Source organism: Nocardioides eburneiflavus (assembly GCF_004785795.1).
Taxonomy (GTDB): Bacteria; Actinomycetota; Actinomycetes; order Propionibacteriales; family Nocardioidaceae; genus Nocardioides; species Nocardioides eburneiflavus.
The window spans coordinates 4,342,396-4,357,330 of sequence record NZ_SRRO01000001.1; the positions used below are offsets into that span (position 1 = coordinate 4,342,396).

The following is a 14,935-nucleotide window of genomic DNA, read 5'->3' on the forward strand; positions in this document are numbered from 1 at the left end:
GCCCCCGAAGGACCCCCACCATGTCTCGCATCCGGGTGACCAACCTGACGAAGCGCTTCGGCTCGTCCACGATCGTGGACGACCTCGAGCTGACCATCGAGGAGGGTGAGTTCGTCGTCCTGCTCGGACCGAGCGGCTGCGGCAAGACCACCACCCTGAGGTGCCTCGCCGGCCTGGAGACGCCTGAGGGCGGCACCATCAGCTTCGCCGACAAGGTGGTCCACGACGCCGAGCGCCGGGTCAGTGTCCCGACCCACAAGCGCAACATCGGCATGATCTTCCAGTCCTACGCGCTGTGGCCGCACATGACGGTGCGCGACAACATCGCCTATCCGCTCAAGGTCCGACGCCAGAAGGACGCCCTGCGCACGGGCGCGGTGGAGAAGGCGGCCGGGATGGTCGACTGCGAGCAGCTCCTCGACCGGTACCCCTCCCAGCTCAGCGGCGGCCAGCAGCAGCGCGTGGCAGTGGCCCGCGGCCTGGTCTCCGAGCCCGACCTGGTGCTCTTCGACGAGCCCCTCAGCAACCTCGACGCCCGCCTGCGCGACCAGGTGCGCACCCAGATCCACCAGCTGCACCAGCGCCTCGGCTTCAGCGCGGTCTTCGTCACCCACGACCAGTCCGAGGCCTTTGCACTGGGCGACCGGCTCGCCATCATGAAGTCCGGCCGGCTCGAGCAGGTCGACACTCCGCAGCAGGTCTTCGACGAGCCGTCGTCGGACTACGTCGCCCAGTTCATCGGCATGGCCAACCGCCTCGACCTGACCCGCCACCAGGACGGGTGGAAGGCCAGCAACGGCGATGTCGTTCACCTCGGGGACCGCACGCCCGAGCGCGGTTCCACCGACACGGTCGTCGCCCGGCTGAGGCGGGACGACCTCCGGCTGCACCGCCCGGACGACCGCGTCGCCCCCGGTACGACGGTGCTGCACGGCACGCTGGTCACCACCGAGTTCGGCGGGCGGCACCACGACGTGCTGGTCGACGTGGACGGGCAGAAGCTCACGCTCCAGGCCGACACCCGCGAGCACGGCGGTTGGCTGCCGAAGGCCGAGGGCGGTCATCCCGTCGTGGTGAGCTTCCGGTCCTCCGACGTGCGGGTCTTCGACGCCGAGGGTCGGGCCGTCCGGGGCGCCTCGGTCGTCACCCCCATCCGCGCGACCGGCTCGGCGACGTCATGACCTCCCTGGTCCAGCGCCCCCTCGCGCTCGTCATCGCTGTCGGCTGGAAGGCGCGCCTCGGGTACGCCGTCCTGGTCGCCGCACTCATCTACATGGTCGTGCTCCCGCTCTACCGCCTCCAGTCGCTCGCGTTCGGCGACGGCGCCCGCGGCTACCGGGCCCAGTACGGTCGCGCCGACATCGGCGAGGTGATCTGGACGACGGTGCAGCTGGCCCTCGCGTCCGTCGTCATCGCCCTGGTCCTCGGCACCCTTCTCGCGTTTGCGACCAGCCGCCTCCCGCAACGATTCTCCTTCCTGCGGATGGTGCCGGTCCTGCCGATCGTCATGCCGGCTGTCGCCAACATCGTGGGGTGGGCGTTCCTGCTCTCCCCCGGCCCCGGCTACCTGAACGCCGCGATGCGCCAGCTGCCGTGGTGGGACCACCTCGACTCCGGACCCGTCGACGTCTACAGCGCCACCTGGATCATCATCCTGACCGGCTTCGGACTGACGTCGTTCGTCTACCTGTTCGTCAGCGCCGGCATGGCCGCGATCAGCGCCGAGCACCTCGAGGCCGCACAGACCAGCGGGTCCTCCACCATCGGTGTCTTCTTCCGCGTGGTGCTCCCGCTGCTGCGGCCGTCCCTCATCTACGGCGCCGGCGTCGCGCTGCTGCTCGGCCTCGGGCAGTTCACCGGACCGCTGCTCCTGGGCGCCAACACCGGCGTCAAGGTGCTGACCACCGAGATGTACCGGCGCGTGTCGGAGTCACCCGCCGACTTCGCCGCAGCGGCGGCCGCCGGTTCCCCCCTCGTCGTCCTCGGCCTGCTCGTGGTCCTGGCGCAGAAGCTACTGCTGGGCGACCAGACCCGCTTCGTCACCCACGGCGGCAAGGCCTTCAAGTCCACCCCGACCCGCTCGTGGTGGGCCGTCACGTTCGTGGTCGCGTACGGCGTGGTGGCCCTGCTGCTGCCGCTGGTGGGGCTGGTGCTCGTCTCGTTGATGCCCTACTGGTCGGCCTCGCTGAGCCTGGACCTCTTCAGCCTGGACAACTTCCGAACGCTCTTCGCCACCCCGGACATCATCGACGCCGTGGTGACCAGCATCGTGGCGGCCTCGGTCGCCGTGGTGTTCTGCGTGCCGATCGGCTTCGCCATCGCGAACCTGCTCGTGCGGGGGCGTCGCTACCGCGTGCTGCGGATCGTCGCCGACCTGGTCTCGGCGCTGCCGCTGGGCATTCCCGCGGTGATCTTCGGCGTCGGGTTCCTGCTGACCTACACGCAGCCGCCGATCATCCTGTACGGCACGCGCACCGTCATCATCCTGGTCTACATCGTGCTGATGATCCCGTTCGCCACCCGTCTGCAGATGACCGCGATGCTGGCCCTCGGCGAGACCTACATCGAGGCGTCCGCCACCAGCGGTGCGAACCCGTTGACGACCAACGTGCGCATCGTGTTCCCCCTCATGCGGCCCGCGATCCTGAGTGCCGTCGCCCTCATGTTCATCCTGCTCACCCACGAGTTCGCGGCGTCACTGCTCGTCCGGTCGCCCACCACCCAGGTCATGGGCACGCGCCTCTTCGACCTCTGGAGCAACGGCTCCTACCCGCTGGTGGCGGCCATGGCGCTCCTGATGACCGTGGTCACCGGAGTGGGCGTCGCCGTCGCGATGGTCGTCGGCGGACGCAACGTGCTGGACAACCTCTGACGTACGACGAAGGGCCCGGTCCTGGCGGACCGGGCCCTTCGTGCTGCTGGCTGGATGCCTACTCGGCCCTCGTGAGCACCACGACCGTGCCGGTCCGGTCGCCGGCGACGTAGACCCGGCCGTCGGGGCCCGCGTCGATGCCGGCGAACGGCGGGATCGGACCGGGGATCATCTGCGGCAGGCCGTTGAGCACCTCACGGGTGCCTCCTTCGGCTGTGCCGAAGGGCAGGTCCGTCGCGACCGGAACGAGGTCGCCTCCGTCGAGGGGTACGGCGATCACGCGCGCGCTGCCGACCTCGCACACCAGGACCAGCTCGTCGACGACGGTCACGCCCTGGGGGGAACGCAGCCCCGACGCGAGGACCGCCCGCGTGCCGTCGGCCCCGATCCGCTCGAGGGTCCCGGCCACCTCGTCGGTGACCACGACCGCGTCGTCCGGACCGACCGCGACGCCCGCCGGTCGTTGCAGCCCGGCGGCCAGCACCTCGACCGCACCGGGCGCCGTGAGGCACAGCACGCGGCCACCACCGCCGTCCGTCACGAGGACCCGTCCGTCGGACGTCGAGGCGACGTCGAGCACGGTGTCGCCGAGCCCCTCTGCCCACACCTCGGCCTGCGTCCACGCGCCCGCAGGGTGCTTGGTCACCGTGCCGAGGTTGTTGGTCACGAGCATCGCGGCGCCGCCGTCGGCCGAGGCGACGGCGCGGGCGTACCCGGGGAACCCGGGGTCGGTGATCTTGTCGGTACGCGCCAACGTGCCGTCGTACGACAGGAGGGCCGCGCCGAGCCCGTCGGCGATGCAGACGCCGACATCGGTGGCGGCCAGTCCGTAGGGCGCCATCAGGCCCGGGGCGAGAAGCTGGCGCAGTCCCGTCCCGTCCACCTCGTGGACGGACCCGTCGATGTAGTAGGAGACGAACGTCCGACCGTCCGGGAGCAGGTCGAGGTTGTCCATCCCGGGACGCCCCGTGCGGTGGACCGTGACGACGTCCCGCGTGGCGGTGTCGATGGCCACCACGTCGCCGGATCCACCGAGTCCGACGTGGACGAGGCCGTCGGGGCCGGTGCGGCACGAGCACGGAGCGGCCAGGCCATCGACGACGACCTCGACCGGTCCCCCGTCGATGGACACCCGGACCACCTGCCCGGCGAAGGGAAGGGCGCTGTAGAGGTGACGGTCGGGACCGACGCACATCCCGTTGGGGCCGGCGATCCCGTCGGCCAGGAGCACGCGTGGGCGGTCGTCGCGGAAGACCTCGTAGATGGACCCGCTCGGGAGGAACTCCGTGACGAAGATCCGGTCCTCGAAGACGGTGATCCCGTTGGCGCCCTCGACACCGTCCTCGATGACGCGGTAGGCGCCGTCCGCCAGCTCGGTCACCCGGGCGTTCATGCACTCGGCGACGTACAGCCGGCCCTCGCTGTCGAAGTCGAGGTCGTCCGGGCTCACGATCGCGCTGCCGCGCGGCGAGACGACCATCAGCTCGCCGGTGTCGATGTCGATCCGGGCCACCTCGCTGCCGAAGGCGGACGCGCAGTAGAGCGCGCCGTCGGGGCCGAAGCGGAGGCCGTTGGCCCCGGCGAGGCTACGGGGCTGGGTCTGGTCGACGAGGCGCCACCCGGTGTGGGCGGTCGGCTGGTCCGATGTCATCAGGACGCCTTTCAGGAGGAGAGCTGCTCGGGCCCGCGGCCCTGCCTCTCAATTGACATGAAGTCATTTCAGGTGAAACTAGCCACACCGGACGTCGCCGTCAACGGCTGGTCCAGGGCAACCTCATCCTCGGACGAAGGCACGGACGAGCGTCTGCGCCTCCTCGCCCCGCGCCATCTCAGAGATCGTCCTGGCTTCCTCGGCCCCGACGTCGACCCGGCTCGACTCCCAGCCTGCCCGCAGCAGCCGGCGCACCTGGCCCAGCGCGCCGGACGGACCGTCCGCCATCGCTGTCGCGAGCTCCCAGGCCCGCACCTCGGGGTCCGGAGCCAGGTCGGTGACCAGCCCCCACTCCAGCGCCTGGGCGGCCGTCGCGGCGCGGCCGGACAGCGCGAAGCGCAGGGCCCGCTGCTGGCCGATCGCCCGGGGCAGGAGGAAGGAGACCCCGCAGTCGGGAGTGAGCCCGATCGCGGGATAGGCGAACACGAAGGACGTCGCGGGATCTGCCACGACCACGTCGCACGAGAGCATGACGGCGAGCCCGGCGCCGGCCACAGCACCGTGCACGGCGGCAACCACGGGCTTCTCGACCTCGGAGAGCGCCCGGACAGCGGCATCGGCCTCGCTCGCGAGCTCGTGCAGGTACGCCGCGGGGTCGGCGGCGGCCGCGAAGGACGCCACGTCCCCGCCCGCGCAGAACCGGCTCCCCGCGCCGCTCACGAGCAGCGCACGGACGGCCGGGTCGGCGCCCGCCTCCTCGACGGCCGACCGCAGGGCGCGCGCGGTGGGCAGGTCGAGGGAGTTGGCCGCCTCGGGCCGCTCGAGCCGGAGGTGACCCACGCCGGCGGCGACACGGAGGCTGACCGTGGACGCCACGTCAGACCCTCCTGAAGAGGGCGGCGAGTGCCTGGCCGCCGCCGATGCACATCGTGACCACGCCCAGCTCGAGGTCGCGTCGCACCATGTCCTTGGCGACGCGCAGCGTGAGGATGGCACCGGTGGCCCCGACCGGGTGACCGAGGGCGATCGCTCCGCCGTAGGGGTTGACCCGGTCCGGGTCGAGCCCGGCGTCCCGCACGACGGCGACGGCCTGCGAGGCGAAGGCCTCGTTGAGCTCGATGGTGCCGATGTCGGACGGTCGGGTTCCGGTCCGCTCGAAGAGCGACCGCAACGCGAGGACCGGCGCGTAGCCCATCAGCTCGGGCTCCATCGCTGCCGTCGCGACGGCTTCGAGGCAGACGAGGCCGGCGAGCCCGCGCTCGGCCGCTGCGGACTCGCGGGCGAGCACGAGTGCGGCGGCACCGTCATTGATGCCCGACGCGTTCCCCGCCGTGACCGACCCGTTCCGCTGGAAGGCCGGACGCAGCGCAGCCAGGGTCTCCACCGTCGTCTCGGGCTTGGGGTGCTCGTCGCGGTCCGCGGTGAACGGGCGACGCCCTCCCACCTCGACCGGGACGATCTCCTCGGCGAACGCAGCCTGCGCCGCCGCGGTGGCGGCGCGACGCTGGGACTCGGCGGCGAACTCGTCCTGCTCCGTGCGGGACACGGCGTACCTTTCCGCCACGTTCTCGGCAGTGACACCCATGTGGATGCCGTGGAAGGGGTCGGTCAGCATCATCACCGTGCCGTCACTGAGCGTACGGTCCCCCAACCGGTAGCCGTTGCGCGCGCCGAAGTCGTAGAACGGCATCCGGCTCATCGACTCGTCCCCGCCCGCGAGGGTGATGTCGAGGTCGTTCCACCGCATCTCCATCGCGGCCGACCAGACGGCCTGCAGGCCGGAGCCGCACAGGCGGTTGACCGTGTACGCCGGTACGGCGGCGGGCAGGCCGGCGGCGACCGCGACGCGTCGGGCGTTGTAGGCGTCGGCGCCCACCTGGCCGATGCAGCCCATGACGACCTCGGAGACGTCCGATCCGCCGACGCCCGCGCGAGCGAGCGCGGCGCGCACGGCTGTGGCGCCCAGCTCGAACCCGGGAACGTCCGAGAACATCCCGCCGAAGCTGCCCACTGGCGTCCGGGCGCCGTCGACGACGACGATCCTCTCCATCTTGGAGCTCCTCGCACTCAACTTGAATTCACTTCAGACTGTTACGCTACCCGCTGTCCCGACGAGCCACAACCGTCCAGGAGGTTCGATGACCGCGAAGCGCTATGCCGCACGACGGGTGCTGGTGACCGGTGCCACGGGTGGGCTCGGCGAGGAGATCTGCCGCCGCCTCGCCGAGGAGGGCGCCACGGTCGTGGTGGCGGACCTGGACGGAGCCGACGTCGGAGGTCTCGCTGCGTCGCTGTCCGGTGGTCCGCACCCGACGACGTACCTCGACGTGGCCGACGAGGACCAGTGGCGCACCCTCGCCGAGCGGGTCCGGTCCGAGCTCGGCGGGCTCGACGTGCTGGTCAACAACGCCGGCATCGGCAGCCTCGGCACGGTCGAGGACGAGGAGCGCGAGCTCTGGGACCGCGTGCTGGCGGTGGATGCGACCGGCGTCTGGCTGGGCATGAAGCACCTCGGCCCCGTCATCGAGGCCTCAGGCGGCGGCGCCATCGTCAACGTGGCGTCCATCCTCGGCAGCACCGGCGGCCTGGGCAACAGCGTGGCCTACCACGCCGCCAAGGGCGCGGTCCGCACGATGACCAAGAACGCAGCGTTGCACTGGGCGACCCGCGGGGTGCGGGTCAACTCGCTCCACCCCGGCTTCATCGCGACTGCGCCGCTCCTGCAGAGGTACGAGGGCACCGAGCGCCACCGGGCCATGCTGCACGGCACACCGATGGGCCGCCTCGGGCGCCCCGAGGAGATCGCCGGGGCCGTGGCCTTCCTCGGCAGCGACGACGCGGGCTTCATGACCGGCAGCGAGCTGTACGCCGACGGGGGGTGGACCGCCCGCTGAGGCCGACCACGGACCTGTGGCCGGCGTCCCTGTCAGCGGCCGGCCGCGACGGCGAAGCGCGCGACCGGGCCGTCGTACGCGACCGAGAGGAGGCCACGTTCGGCCAGCACGTCCAGGTGGGCCATCGTCTCGCAGGTCGCGATCATCTGGTTGAACGGATCGAGCCCGTCGAAGGGCCGATCACGGCGCGTCCACCCCAGGCGCCCAGCGACGTCGATCCCGGTGCTCCCGGGCGCTTCGGCCACCGCCGACACGGTCCGTGCGAACCGCTGGTCGTGGTGGGACAGCAGCTCCCGCACGCGCTGGTGCACGGAGCCGCCGGGAGCCCCGTGGGCCGGGAGCATCACCGCGTCCGCGCGCAGCAGGAGCAGCTCGAGCGACTCCAGGTAGCGGCCCAGCGGGAGCTCCCAGTCGCCGAGCTCGAAGCCGATCGACGGCGTGATGGTCGGGAGCACGTGGTCGCCGGTGAAGAGGGCGCCCGCGACGAGGTCGTGGAGGACGACGTGCCCCTTGGTGTGCCCCGGCGTCGGGACCACCTCGACCTCCCGGCCGGCCAGCGCGAGCATGCCCGGCTCCAGCCAGTGGTCGGGGTCCTCCCAGTCGGAGCCGTTCCACTCCTCCCCCGCCCCCAGGATGCGTACGGCGTCGACGAGGTCGCCCGCCCCGGCTCGCGCGAGCTGCTCGAACGAGGAGACCGGGTCGTTGCCACCGAGGTCTCGCACGAGGCCGAGCCCCACCGCCTCCCCGGCGCCGAGGTGGACGCGCGTGCCGGCGGCGCGGCGCAGGGCGGGCGCCAGCGTGTAGTGGTCGCGGTGCACGTGGGTGACCACGACGTCGCGGACCTCGGACAGGTCACGGCTGATCGAGGCGAGCGCCGCGCCGAGCACGTCGAGGGCGCCGGGGACCCGCCAGCCGGCGTCCACGAGCGCCAGGCCGTCGGGGCCCTCGATCGCATAGACGTTGACCGCCCGCAGTCCGTCCTGCGGCATCGGGAGCGGGATGCGGTGGATGCCCGGGAGGACCGGGTGGCACCCCGGCGCGGTCCAGTCGGGGTCGGTCACGCCTCGACGACCGTCTCGGGGACCATCACGCGCTCCTCGCCCATGACGGCGATCCGGCGGCCCTTCATGGTGCCGACGTGGGCCACGGCCGCGGCCCACTCAGGGCTCGCCAGCGCGGCGTCGAGGTCGGCGCGGGAGTCGAAGCTGAGGATCGAGAGCCCGTCCCAGCCGGCGGAGCGGCGGTCGTCCAACGCGTCGAGGACCTCGGTGTGCTGCCAGCGCCGCAGCCCGGGCAGGCCGTAGGTCATGTCGGCGTGCTCACCGCGCCACCACTCGATGAACTGGTCGTGGGTCCACTCGTCGGGCTTGGCTGCGAGGAGGACGAGGTTGTACATGGGAGCTCCGATCAAGACGAATTCAGTTCGAACAATGGATGACGGATCGGGGACGTCCCGACCGGCGACGGGTCAGCGAACGAGCCGTACGCAGGCCTCGACGACGATGTCGGAGACCTCTTGCAGGGTCTGCGGGCCCTTCGGTCGGTACCAGCGCCACACGCTGTTGACGAGACCGAGGACGAGGCGGACCAGCACCCTCTCGTCGCGCTCGGGGAACACACCGGCGTCCATGCCGGCGCGCAGCATCTCGGCCCAGGTGGCCTCGATCTCGCGCACCAGCTCACGCGCGCGGACGCGCTCTGCCTCCTCGCGCTCGGACGGGCGCGGGGCGACCAGCAGGTCCTGGTGGCTGAGCAGGATGCGGGCCTGGAGGGCCTCGCGCTGGGTGACCTCGAACGCGCTGGCCACGGCCTTGCGGAGGACCTCCTCCGGGTCGGAGATGCCCTCGACGGCCACCCGGCTGCGCTGCTGCGCCTGGAGCAGCTCGGCCGACATGATGGTCAGCAGGCAGTGGGTCTTGGACTCGAAGTAGTGGTAGAGCGCGGTCTGGCCGATCCCCACGTCCTTGGCCACCGTGGCCCACTTGGTGTGTTCGAAGCCGACCTCGCCGAAATGGTCGACGGCGGCCTCGAGGATCATCCGCCGCTTGGAGCGCGGGCCCTCGAGCTCGTCCGTTGCTGCTGCGGTCATGGTCGGTCCTCCTGTGCAGATGGGCGACAGGGTAACTGAGGCGACTTCAACTCAGGAAGCACCGACACCCTGTTCACTGCACGACGCTCCCGGTCAGACGCTCGGCCAGGGTGGTCGCCTCGCCGCGGTTCAGCTTCCCCACGCGGTTCTGGGGCAGGTCGCGGACGACGTGCACGAACTCGGGCCACTTGAACTTCGGGAAGTCGGCCTCGGCCAGGTGGCGGCGCACGTCGTCGATGTCGAGGTCGCCCGCCCCCATCACGACCAGGGCCGCGGCCCGCTCCCCCAGCAACGGGTCCGGCACGGGGACGACGCACACCTGGGCGACGCCGGGGATGGCCGCGACGGCGGCCTCGACCTCGTTGATGTCGATGTTCCGACCGCCGCGGATGATCACCTGCTTCTCACGGCCCAGGATGCTGAGCGTGCCGTCCTCGTTGACGCGCGCCCGGTCACCGGTGGGCAGGAACCCGTCCTCGGTCACGCCGGGCTGCTGGGCGACGCCGTCGCGGGCATAGCCGACGAACATCGAGGGGCCGCGCACCTGGAGGTGACCGACGCTTCCCTGCGACAGCACGCTGCCCGCGTCGTCGACGACGCGCACCTCGGTCCCCGGGAACGGCCGGCCGTCGCGGCCCAGACGTACGTCGGCGTCCTCGGCGGGCAGCGGCGTGGTGTGGCCGAGCGCCTCCGACATGCCGAAGACCCGGAGGAACCGCGTGCCGAGGTGACTCTCGGCGCGCTCGAGGGCGCCGGCGTTCATCGGGCCGCCGCCGACGGTGAGCGCCTTGAGTGACGCGAGTGCGCCCTCGGAGCCGTCGACCAGCGAGAGCTGCAGGGCCATCGTCGGGACGAGCATCGTCCACGCGACCTGCTCCTCGCGCATCAGCCGGACGGCCTCGTCGGGCTGCCACTTCTCCAGGCACACCATGGGCGAGCCGAGCATCGCGGGGAGGTGCATGCCGAAGCAGAACGCCGCCACGGAGGACAGCGGGACCAGTGCCCCGACGGGGTCGCCCGCAGTCAGCCCGACCGCCTCGATGGTCGCGCGGCCGGCATAGCGCAGGGCGTCCTCGGACTGCACGACGCACTTGGGTCGGCCGGTGGAGCCGGACGTCATCGCGACGACGCACCCTCCCCGCCAGCGAGCCGGCCCCAGGCTCGGACCGCCGGTGGCGACCAGCACGGGCCAGCCGTCGAGCACGTCGCCGACGTGCTCGAACCCGTCCTGCGCGTCCCAGGTGGCGATCGCGACCGGACCGGCGAGGACCGCGTCGGGACGGAGGTCCTCCAGCGCCATCGCGAACTCGGAGCGCGTGGCGTGGGCGCTGACCACCGCGATCGTCCCGCCCCGGAGTCCGACGGCGACGGCCGCGGCCAGGGTGCGCCAGGTGTTGTCGGCTTGGACCAGCACCGTCGGCGCTCCCCCGGGCCGTTCCTCGAGGATCCCGGCCAGGGCCGTCGCCTCGCGCACGACCGAGCCCAGGGTGTGAACGCCGGTGCCGTCGACGACCGCGACCTGGTCCGGGGTCGCGGCCGCGCGCTCGGCCATCTCGCGTGCCAGCTTCTGCATTGCTCTACGTCCTCCTGGTGTCGGTGTGGGTCGGCGGCGCTCCGGGGACGACCACCGCACGACCGCGGACCTGGCCGGCGCGGAGCCGCTCGTAGGCGGTCATCGCGTCCGCGAGGGCGTACGTCTCGGTCTCGGCGTGCACCCGGCCCGCCCTGCTCAGTGCCACGACCTCGACGAGGTCCGCGCGGGTGCCCCAGAAGGGAGCCGAGACGGTCCACCCGCGGGCGAGCGTGCCGCCCTTCGCGACGGTCAGGCTGCCACCGCCCGAGCCGACCACGACGGAGCTGCCGCCGGGGGCGAGGAGCAGGTCGGTGGCGCCGAGGGTGTCGGGCGAGCCCACGAAGTCGAGCACCAGGTCCGCGCCGGCACCCCCGTCGAGGGTCGCCAGGGTGGCGATGGCGGCCTCGGCCGACCCGGCGACGTGCGTGGCGCCGAGCTCCGCTGCCAGGTCGCGGGCCTCGGGTCGCGGGTCGACCGCGACGAGGGCCGTCGTCCCGGTGTCGTGCAGCAGCTGCAGGGCCAGGTGGCCGAGTCCGCCGACGCCGATGACCACGACCAGCGCCTCGGCCAGGGCGTCGCGGTGCGGGCTGATCGCGTGGAAGGCGGTGAGGGCCGCGTCGGTCAGCGGGGCGAGGGCGACCGGGTCGCCGTCGCCGACGGGCACCAGGTGGCGGGGCGAGGGCACGAGCATGTAGTCGGCCAGGCCGCCGTCGCGGCCGATGCCGCAACCGATCGACCGGGTGAGGGCGGTGCAGTAGTTCTCCCGGCCGCGCCGGCACTGCCGGCACGACCCGCACGCCCAGATCCCGTGCACGGCGAACCTGCCGGAGACCTCGCCGGCGTCGCTGCCGGTGGCGACGGCGGTGCCGACCACCTCGTGGCCCAGCGTGTACGGCGGTGCGAACGGCACCGCGCCGGCCGCCCCGTCCATCAGGTGGAGGTCGGAGTGGCACAGGCCGGCCGCCTCGACGCGCAGCAGCACCTGCTCTCCGGTGGGTCGCGGCACCGGCACCTCCTGCAGCACCGGCGGTGTGCCCCGGTCGAGCAGGCGCCAGGCGCGCATCGTGTCGGGCAGGTCCGTCGTCATCTCGCTGTCCACCCTCCGTCGACGGTGAGCACGTGGCCGGTCACATAGCTGGAGGCGTCCGAGGCCAGGAAGAGCAGCGCTCCGTCGACCTCCCCCTCACGGCCACCTCGCCCCAGCATGGTCCCCCGCCGCACCCAGCCGGCGGACTTCTCGTTGGTGAAGAGACCGGCCGTCATCTCGGTGTCGAACCAGCCCGGCACGATCGCGTTGACGCGTACGCCGCGCCGGCCCCACTGGCCGGCGAGCTCGCGGGTGGTGCCGATGACGGCGGCCTTCGAGGCGGCGTACCCGGCCCCGCCGATCGGTGCCGTCGACACGAGGCCGACGACCGAGGAGACGTTGACGATGGAGGCGCCGCGTCCCTCGGGCAGGCCGGAGACGACCGCCACCGAGAGATGGAAGCCGGCCGAGAGGTTCACCCCGAGGATGGCGTCGAACTCGTCCGCCGACTCGGTCAGGGCGTCCGGGGGGCCGGCCCGGCCGGCGTTGTTGACGAGCACGTCGATCCCGCCGTTGATCTCCGACGCCGCGGCGACCAGGCGCGCCCGGTCCTCGGCCACGGTCACGTCGCACTCGACCGGGACGAGTCCGGGCACCTCGGCCGCGAGGGAGGTGAGCCGGTCGGCCCGACGGGCCGCGGCGAACACGGTCGCCCCGGCCGCCGCCAGGGTCCGGGCGAAGCCGTCCCCCAGGCCGGAGGACGCGCCGGTCACGACGGCGACCCGTCCGGTGAGGTCGAAGGCGCGGGGCAGGTCGGGCGTCATCAGTAGACCGCCGTCCGGCCGCCGTCGACCGGGATGAGGGCACCGGTGGTGTAGCCGGACCGGTCCGAGGCGAGGTGCACGACGATGTCGGCGAGCTCCCGGGGGTCGCCCAGCCGGCCGGCGGGCAGGCGGTCGACCACGAGGCCGACGAACTCCTCGTCCCAGCCCTGCGCCATGTCCGTGGCGAACGCGCCCGGCATCACGCAGTTCACGCGCACGGTGGGGGCGTACTCCTGGGCGAACGCGCGGGTGAGCGCGTTGAGCCCGTTCTTGGTCGCGGCGTACGTCGCCTCCGGCGGACTGGGTCGTTCCGCCCCGATGCTCGAGATGTTGACGATCGACCCCGAGCCCGCGCGGGACATGTGCCGGCCGGCGACGGCCATCAGCCGGAACGGGCCCTTGAGGTTGACGTCGACGGTCTTGTCGAAGAGCGCCTCGCCCACGTCGTACGCGCTGGGCGCGAGCGGCGCGATGCCGGCGTTGTTGACGAGCACGTCGATCCGGCCGTGGTCGCGCACCACCCGGTCCACTGCTGGCTCGATGGCGTCCCAGTCGCCCACGTGCAGGGCCAGGGGGAAGGCGCGGACGCCGGTGGCCTCCGTGATCTCCCGGGCCACCTGCTCGCAGGCCTCGGCCTTGCGGCTGGAGACGATCACGGTCGCACCGGCCTCGGCGAGCGCCTGGGCGATCGCGCGACCGAGTCCTCGCGTGGCTCCGGTGACGAGCGCGACCTTGCCGGCCACCTCGCCCGCCTGACCCGTGCCCGTCATCGGGACACCTCCGCCCGCAGGTGCTTGTACGGCGCGAGCTCACGGCGGGCGATCGTGCGCAGGTGCACCTCGTTGGGACCGTCGGCGATCTGGAGGGCGCGGGTGATGGCGTGCAACCGGGTGAGGACGGTGTCGCCGCTGACGCCGGCAGCCCCCCAGGTCTGCACGGCCCGGTCGACCACGTCGTGAGCGGTCTCCATCGCGGCGACCTTGATGGCCGCGGCCTCGGTGCGCGCGGCGGCGTTGCCGCGGGTGTCCATCAGCCAGGCGGCCTTGAGGGTGTAGAGCCGGATCTGGTCGATCTCCATCCGGCTGCGTGCGATCCACTCGCGCACGACGCCCTGGTCGGCCAGCGGCCCGCCGAAGGCGACCCGGGCCTGCGCGCGCTCGCACATCAGCTGCAGGGCCCGCTCGGCCATGCCGATCGCCCGCATGGCGTAGTGCATGCGCCCCGGCCCCAGGCGGCCCTGGGCGATGGCGAAGCCGTCACCCTCCTGGCCGAGCATGTTGGCGGCCGGGACGCGGACGTCGGTGAACTGGACCTCGCCGTGGCCGAGCCGGTCGCGGAAGCCGAACATCGGCAGGTCGCGCAGGACCTCGATGCCCGGGGCGTCGGCGGGGACGAGGACCATCGACTGCTGCCGGTAGGTGTCGGCGTCGGGGTCCGACTTGCCCATGAAGATCACGAGCCTGCAGTCCGGGTCGAGGATGCCGGAGGTGTACCACTTGCGTCCGTTGAGGACGTACTCGTCACCGTCGCGGCGGATGGTGGAGGTGATGTTGGTGGCGTCGGAGCTCGCCACGTCGGGCTCCGTCATCGCGAAGGCGGAGCGGATCGAGCAGTCGAGCAACGGGTCGAGCCACTGCGCCCGCTGCTCGGCCGTGCCGTACATGGCCAGGATCTCCATGTTGCCCGTGTCGGGTGCGGAGCAGTTGATGGCCTCGTTGCCGATGATCGACCGCCCCACGATCTCGGCCAGCGGGGCGTACTCGAGGTTCGTCAGGCCGGCGCCGAGGCCGCCGTGGGTCATGAAGAGGTTCCACAGGCCCTGCTCGCGGGCGATCACCTGGAGCTCGCGCATCACCTGCGGTTGCTCGTGCATGTCGGCGTTGGCCGCCACCTGGGCGTCGTACACCGCCTCGGCGGGATAGACGTGCTCGTCCATGAAGGCGTGCAGCCGCTCCGCCAGGTCGGCGGTGCGGGCGGAGTACTCGAAGTCCACGGGGCTCTCTCT

The 14,935-nt window shown here is 72.3% G+C and carries 14 protein-coding genes; 3 read left to right on the forward strand and 11 right to left on the reverse strand.

Translation table 11 applies throughout. The features are described 5' to 3' along the window. The first annotated feature begins 20 nt into the window (after positions 1-20). Together EXE59_RS20395 and EXE59_RS20400 are read left to right on the forward strand one after the other, a co-directional pair. Entirely contained in the window at positions 21-1,181 is a 1,161-nt protein-coding gene (locus tag EXE59_RS20395; protein ID WP_135840534.1) for an ABC transporter ATP-binding protein, read from the forward strand. Continuing rightward, positions 1,178-2,872: an ABC transporter permease gene (locus tag EXE59_RS20400; RefSeq protein WP_135840535.1), complete on the forward strand. Its 1,695-nt coding sequence runs from the start codon at positions 1,178-1,180 to the stop codon at positions 2,870-2,872. The genes EXE59_RS20395 and EXE59_RS20400 overlap by 4 nt, the downstream gene beginning before the upstream one ends. Positions 2,873-2,930: 58 nt before the next feature. Here the strand turns inward: EXE59_RS20400 and EXE59_RS20405 are convergent, their stop codons facing one another. The 3 genes from EXE59_RS20405 to EXE59_RS20415 form a co-directional block, all read right to left on the reverse strand. Further along, positions 2,931-4,523 (reverse strand): gluconolaconase, encoded by a 1,593-nt coding sequence (locus EXE59_RS20405; RefSeq protein ID WP_135840536.1) that lies wholly within the window; start codon positions 4,521-4,523, stop codon positions 2,931-2,933. Positions 4,524-4,646: 123 nt separating this feature from the next. Beyond that, positions 4,647-5,399, reverse strand: coding sequence for an enoyl-CoA hydratase/isomerase family protein (locus tag EXE59_RS20410; RefSeq protein ID WP_135840537.1), 753 nt, complete (start codon positions 5,397-5,399; stop codon positions 4,647-4,649). Position 5,400: 1 nt separating this feature from the next. Then, complete coding sequence (locus EXE59_RS20415; protein WP_135840538.1) at positions 5,401-6,573, reverse strand: thiolase family protein; 1,173 nt, start codon at positions 6,571-6,573, stop codon at positions 5,401-5,403. An 88-nt stretch (positions 6,574-6,661) separates the two neighbouring features. Between EXE59_RS20415 and EXE59_RS20420 the strand changes: the two genes are divergently transcribed. Further along, positions 6,662-7,417, forward strand: a complete 756-nt coding sequence (locus tag EXE59_RS20420) for an SDR family NAD(P)-dependent oxidoreductase (protein ID WP_135840539.1) — start codon at positions 6,662-6,664, stop codon at positions 7,415-7,417. A gap of 32 nt (positions 7,418-7,449) precedes the next feature. On the opposite strand, the gene EXE59_RS20425 is transcribed toward EXE59_RS20420, so the two are convergent. The 8 genes from EXE59_RS20425 to EXE59_RS20460 form a co-directional block, all read right to left on the reverse strand. Further along, entirely contained in the window at positions 7,450-8,478 is a 1,029-nt protein-coding gene (locus EXE59_RS20425; protein WP_246056940.1) for an MBL fold metallo-hydrolase, read from the reverse strand. Then, the gene (locus tag EXE59_RS20430; RefSeq protein ID WP_135840540.1) at positions 8,475-8,813 is read right to left on the reverse strand and encodes an EthD family reductase; all 339 of its coding nucleotides are present in this window, start codon (positions 8,811-8,813) and stop codon (positions 8,475-8,477) included. The genes EXE59_RS20425 and EXE59_RS20430 overlap by 4 nt, the downstream gene beginning before the upstream one ends. Positions 8,814-8,885: 72 nt before the next feature. Continuing rightward, positions 8,886-9,506: a TetR/AcrR family transcriptional regulator gene (locus EXE59_RS20435; protein WP_135840541.1), complete on the reverse strand. Its 621-nt coding sequence runs from the start codon at positions 9,504-9,506 to the stop codon at positions 8,886-8,888. Positions 9,507-9,579: 73 nt separating this feature from the next. After that, a complete protein-coding gene (locus tag EXE59_RS20440) occupies positions 9,580-11,079 on the reverse strand; it encodes a class I adenylate-forming enzyme family protein (RefSeq protein WP_135840542.1) in 1,500 nt (499 codons plus the stop codon). Positions 11,080-11,083: 4 nt separating this feature from the next. Further along, positions 11,084-12,166: an alcohol dehydrogenase catalytic domain-containing protein gene (locus tag EXE59_RS20445; protein WP_246056942.1), complete on the reverse strand. Its 1,083-nt coding sequence runs from the start codon at positions 12,164-12,166 to the stop codon at positions 11,084-11,086. Beyond that, complete coding sequence (locus tag EXE59_RS20450) at positions 12,163-12,930, reverse strand: SDR family NAD(P)-dependent oxidoreductase (RefSeq protein ID WP_135840543.1); 768 nt, start codon at positions 12,928-12,930, stop codon at positions 12,163-12,165. Before EXE59_RS20450 ends, EXE59_RS20445 begins: the two co-directional genes overlap by 4 nt. Next, on the reverse strand, positions 12,930-13,700 hold the full coding sequence (locus EXE59_RS20455; protein ID WP_135840544.1) for an SDR family NAD(P)-dependent oxidoreductase: 771 nt from the start codon (positions 13,698-13,700) through the stop codon (positions 12,930-12,932). The genes EXE59_RS20450 and EXE59_RS20455 overlap by 1 nt, the downstream gene beginning before the upstream one ends. Beyond that, positions 13,697-14,923 carry an acyl-CoA dehydrogenase family protein gene (locus tag EXE59_RS20460; protein ID WP_135840545.1) on the reverse strand — a complete coding sequence of 409 codons (1,227 nt, stop codon included), beginning with the start codon at positions 14,921-14,923 and terminating at the stop codon, positions 13,697-13,699. Before EXE59_RS20460 ends, EXE59_RS20455 begins: the two co-directional genes overlap by 4 nt. Positions 14,924-14,935: the final 12 nt, after the last annotated feature.

Bases quoted from the DNA above. Each gene is read 5' to 3' on its own strand.
- EXE59_RS20445 (WP_246056942.1), bottom strand. From the start codon at position 12,166: ATGACGACGGACCTGCCCGACACGATGCGCGCCTGGCGCCTGCTCGAC.
- EXE59_RS20455 (WP_135840544.1), bottom strand. From the start codon at position 13,700: ATGACGGGCACGGGTCAGGCGGGCGAGGTGGCCGGCAAGGTCGCGCTC.
- EXE59_RS20400 (WP_135840535.1), top strand. From the start codon at position 1,178: ATGACCTCCCTGGTCCAGCGCCCCCTCGCGCTCGTCATCGCTGTCGGC.
- EXE59_RS20450 (WP_135840543.1), bottom strand. From the start codon at position 12,930: ATGACGCCCGACCTGCCCCGCGCCTTCGACCTCACCGGACGGGTCGCC.
- EXE59_RS20420 (WP_135840539.1), top strand. From the start codon at position 6,662: ATGACCGCGAAGCGCTATGCCGCACGACGGGTGCTGGTGACCGGTGCC.
- EXE59_RS20405 (WP_135840536.1), bottom strand. From the start codon at position 4,523: ATGACATCGGACCAGCCGACCGCCCACACCGGGTGGCGCCTCGTCGAC.
- EXE59_RS20430 (WP_135840540.1), bottom strand. From the start codon at position 8,813: ATGTACAACCTCGTCCTCCTCGCAGCCAAGCCCGACGAGTGGACCCAC.
- EXE59_RS20440 (WP_135840542.1), bottom strand. From the start codon at position 11,079: ATGCAGAAGCTGGCACGCGAGATGGCCGAGCGCGCGGCCGCGACCCCG.
- EXE59_RS20415 (WP_135840538.1), bottom strand. From the start codon at position 6,573: ATGGAGAGGATCGTCGTCGTCGACGGCGCCCGGACGCCAGTGGGCAGC.
- EXE59_RS20435 (WP_135840541.1), bottom strand. From the start codon at position 9,506: ATGACCGCAGCAGCAACGGACGAGCTCGAGGGCCCGCGCTCCAAGCGG.
- EXE59_RS20395 (WP_135840534.1), top strand. From the start codon at position 21: ATGTCTCGCATCCGGGTGACCAACCTGACGAAGCGCTTCGGCTCGTCC.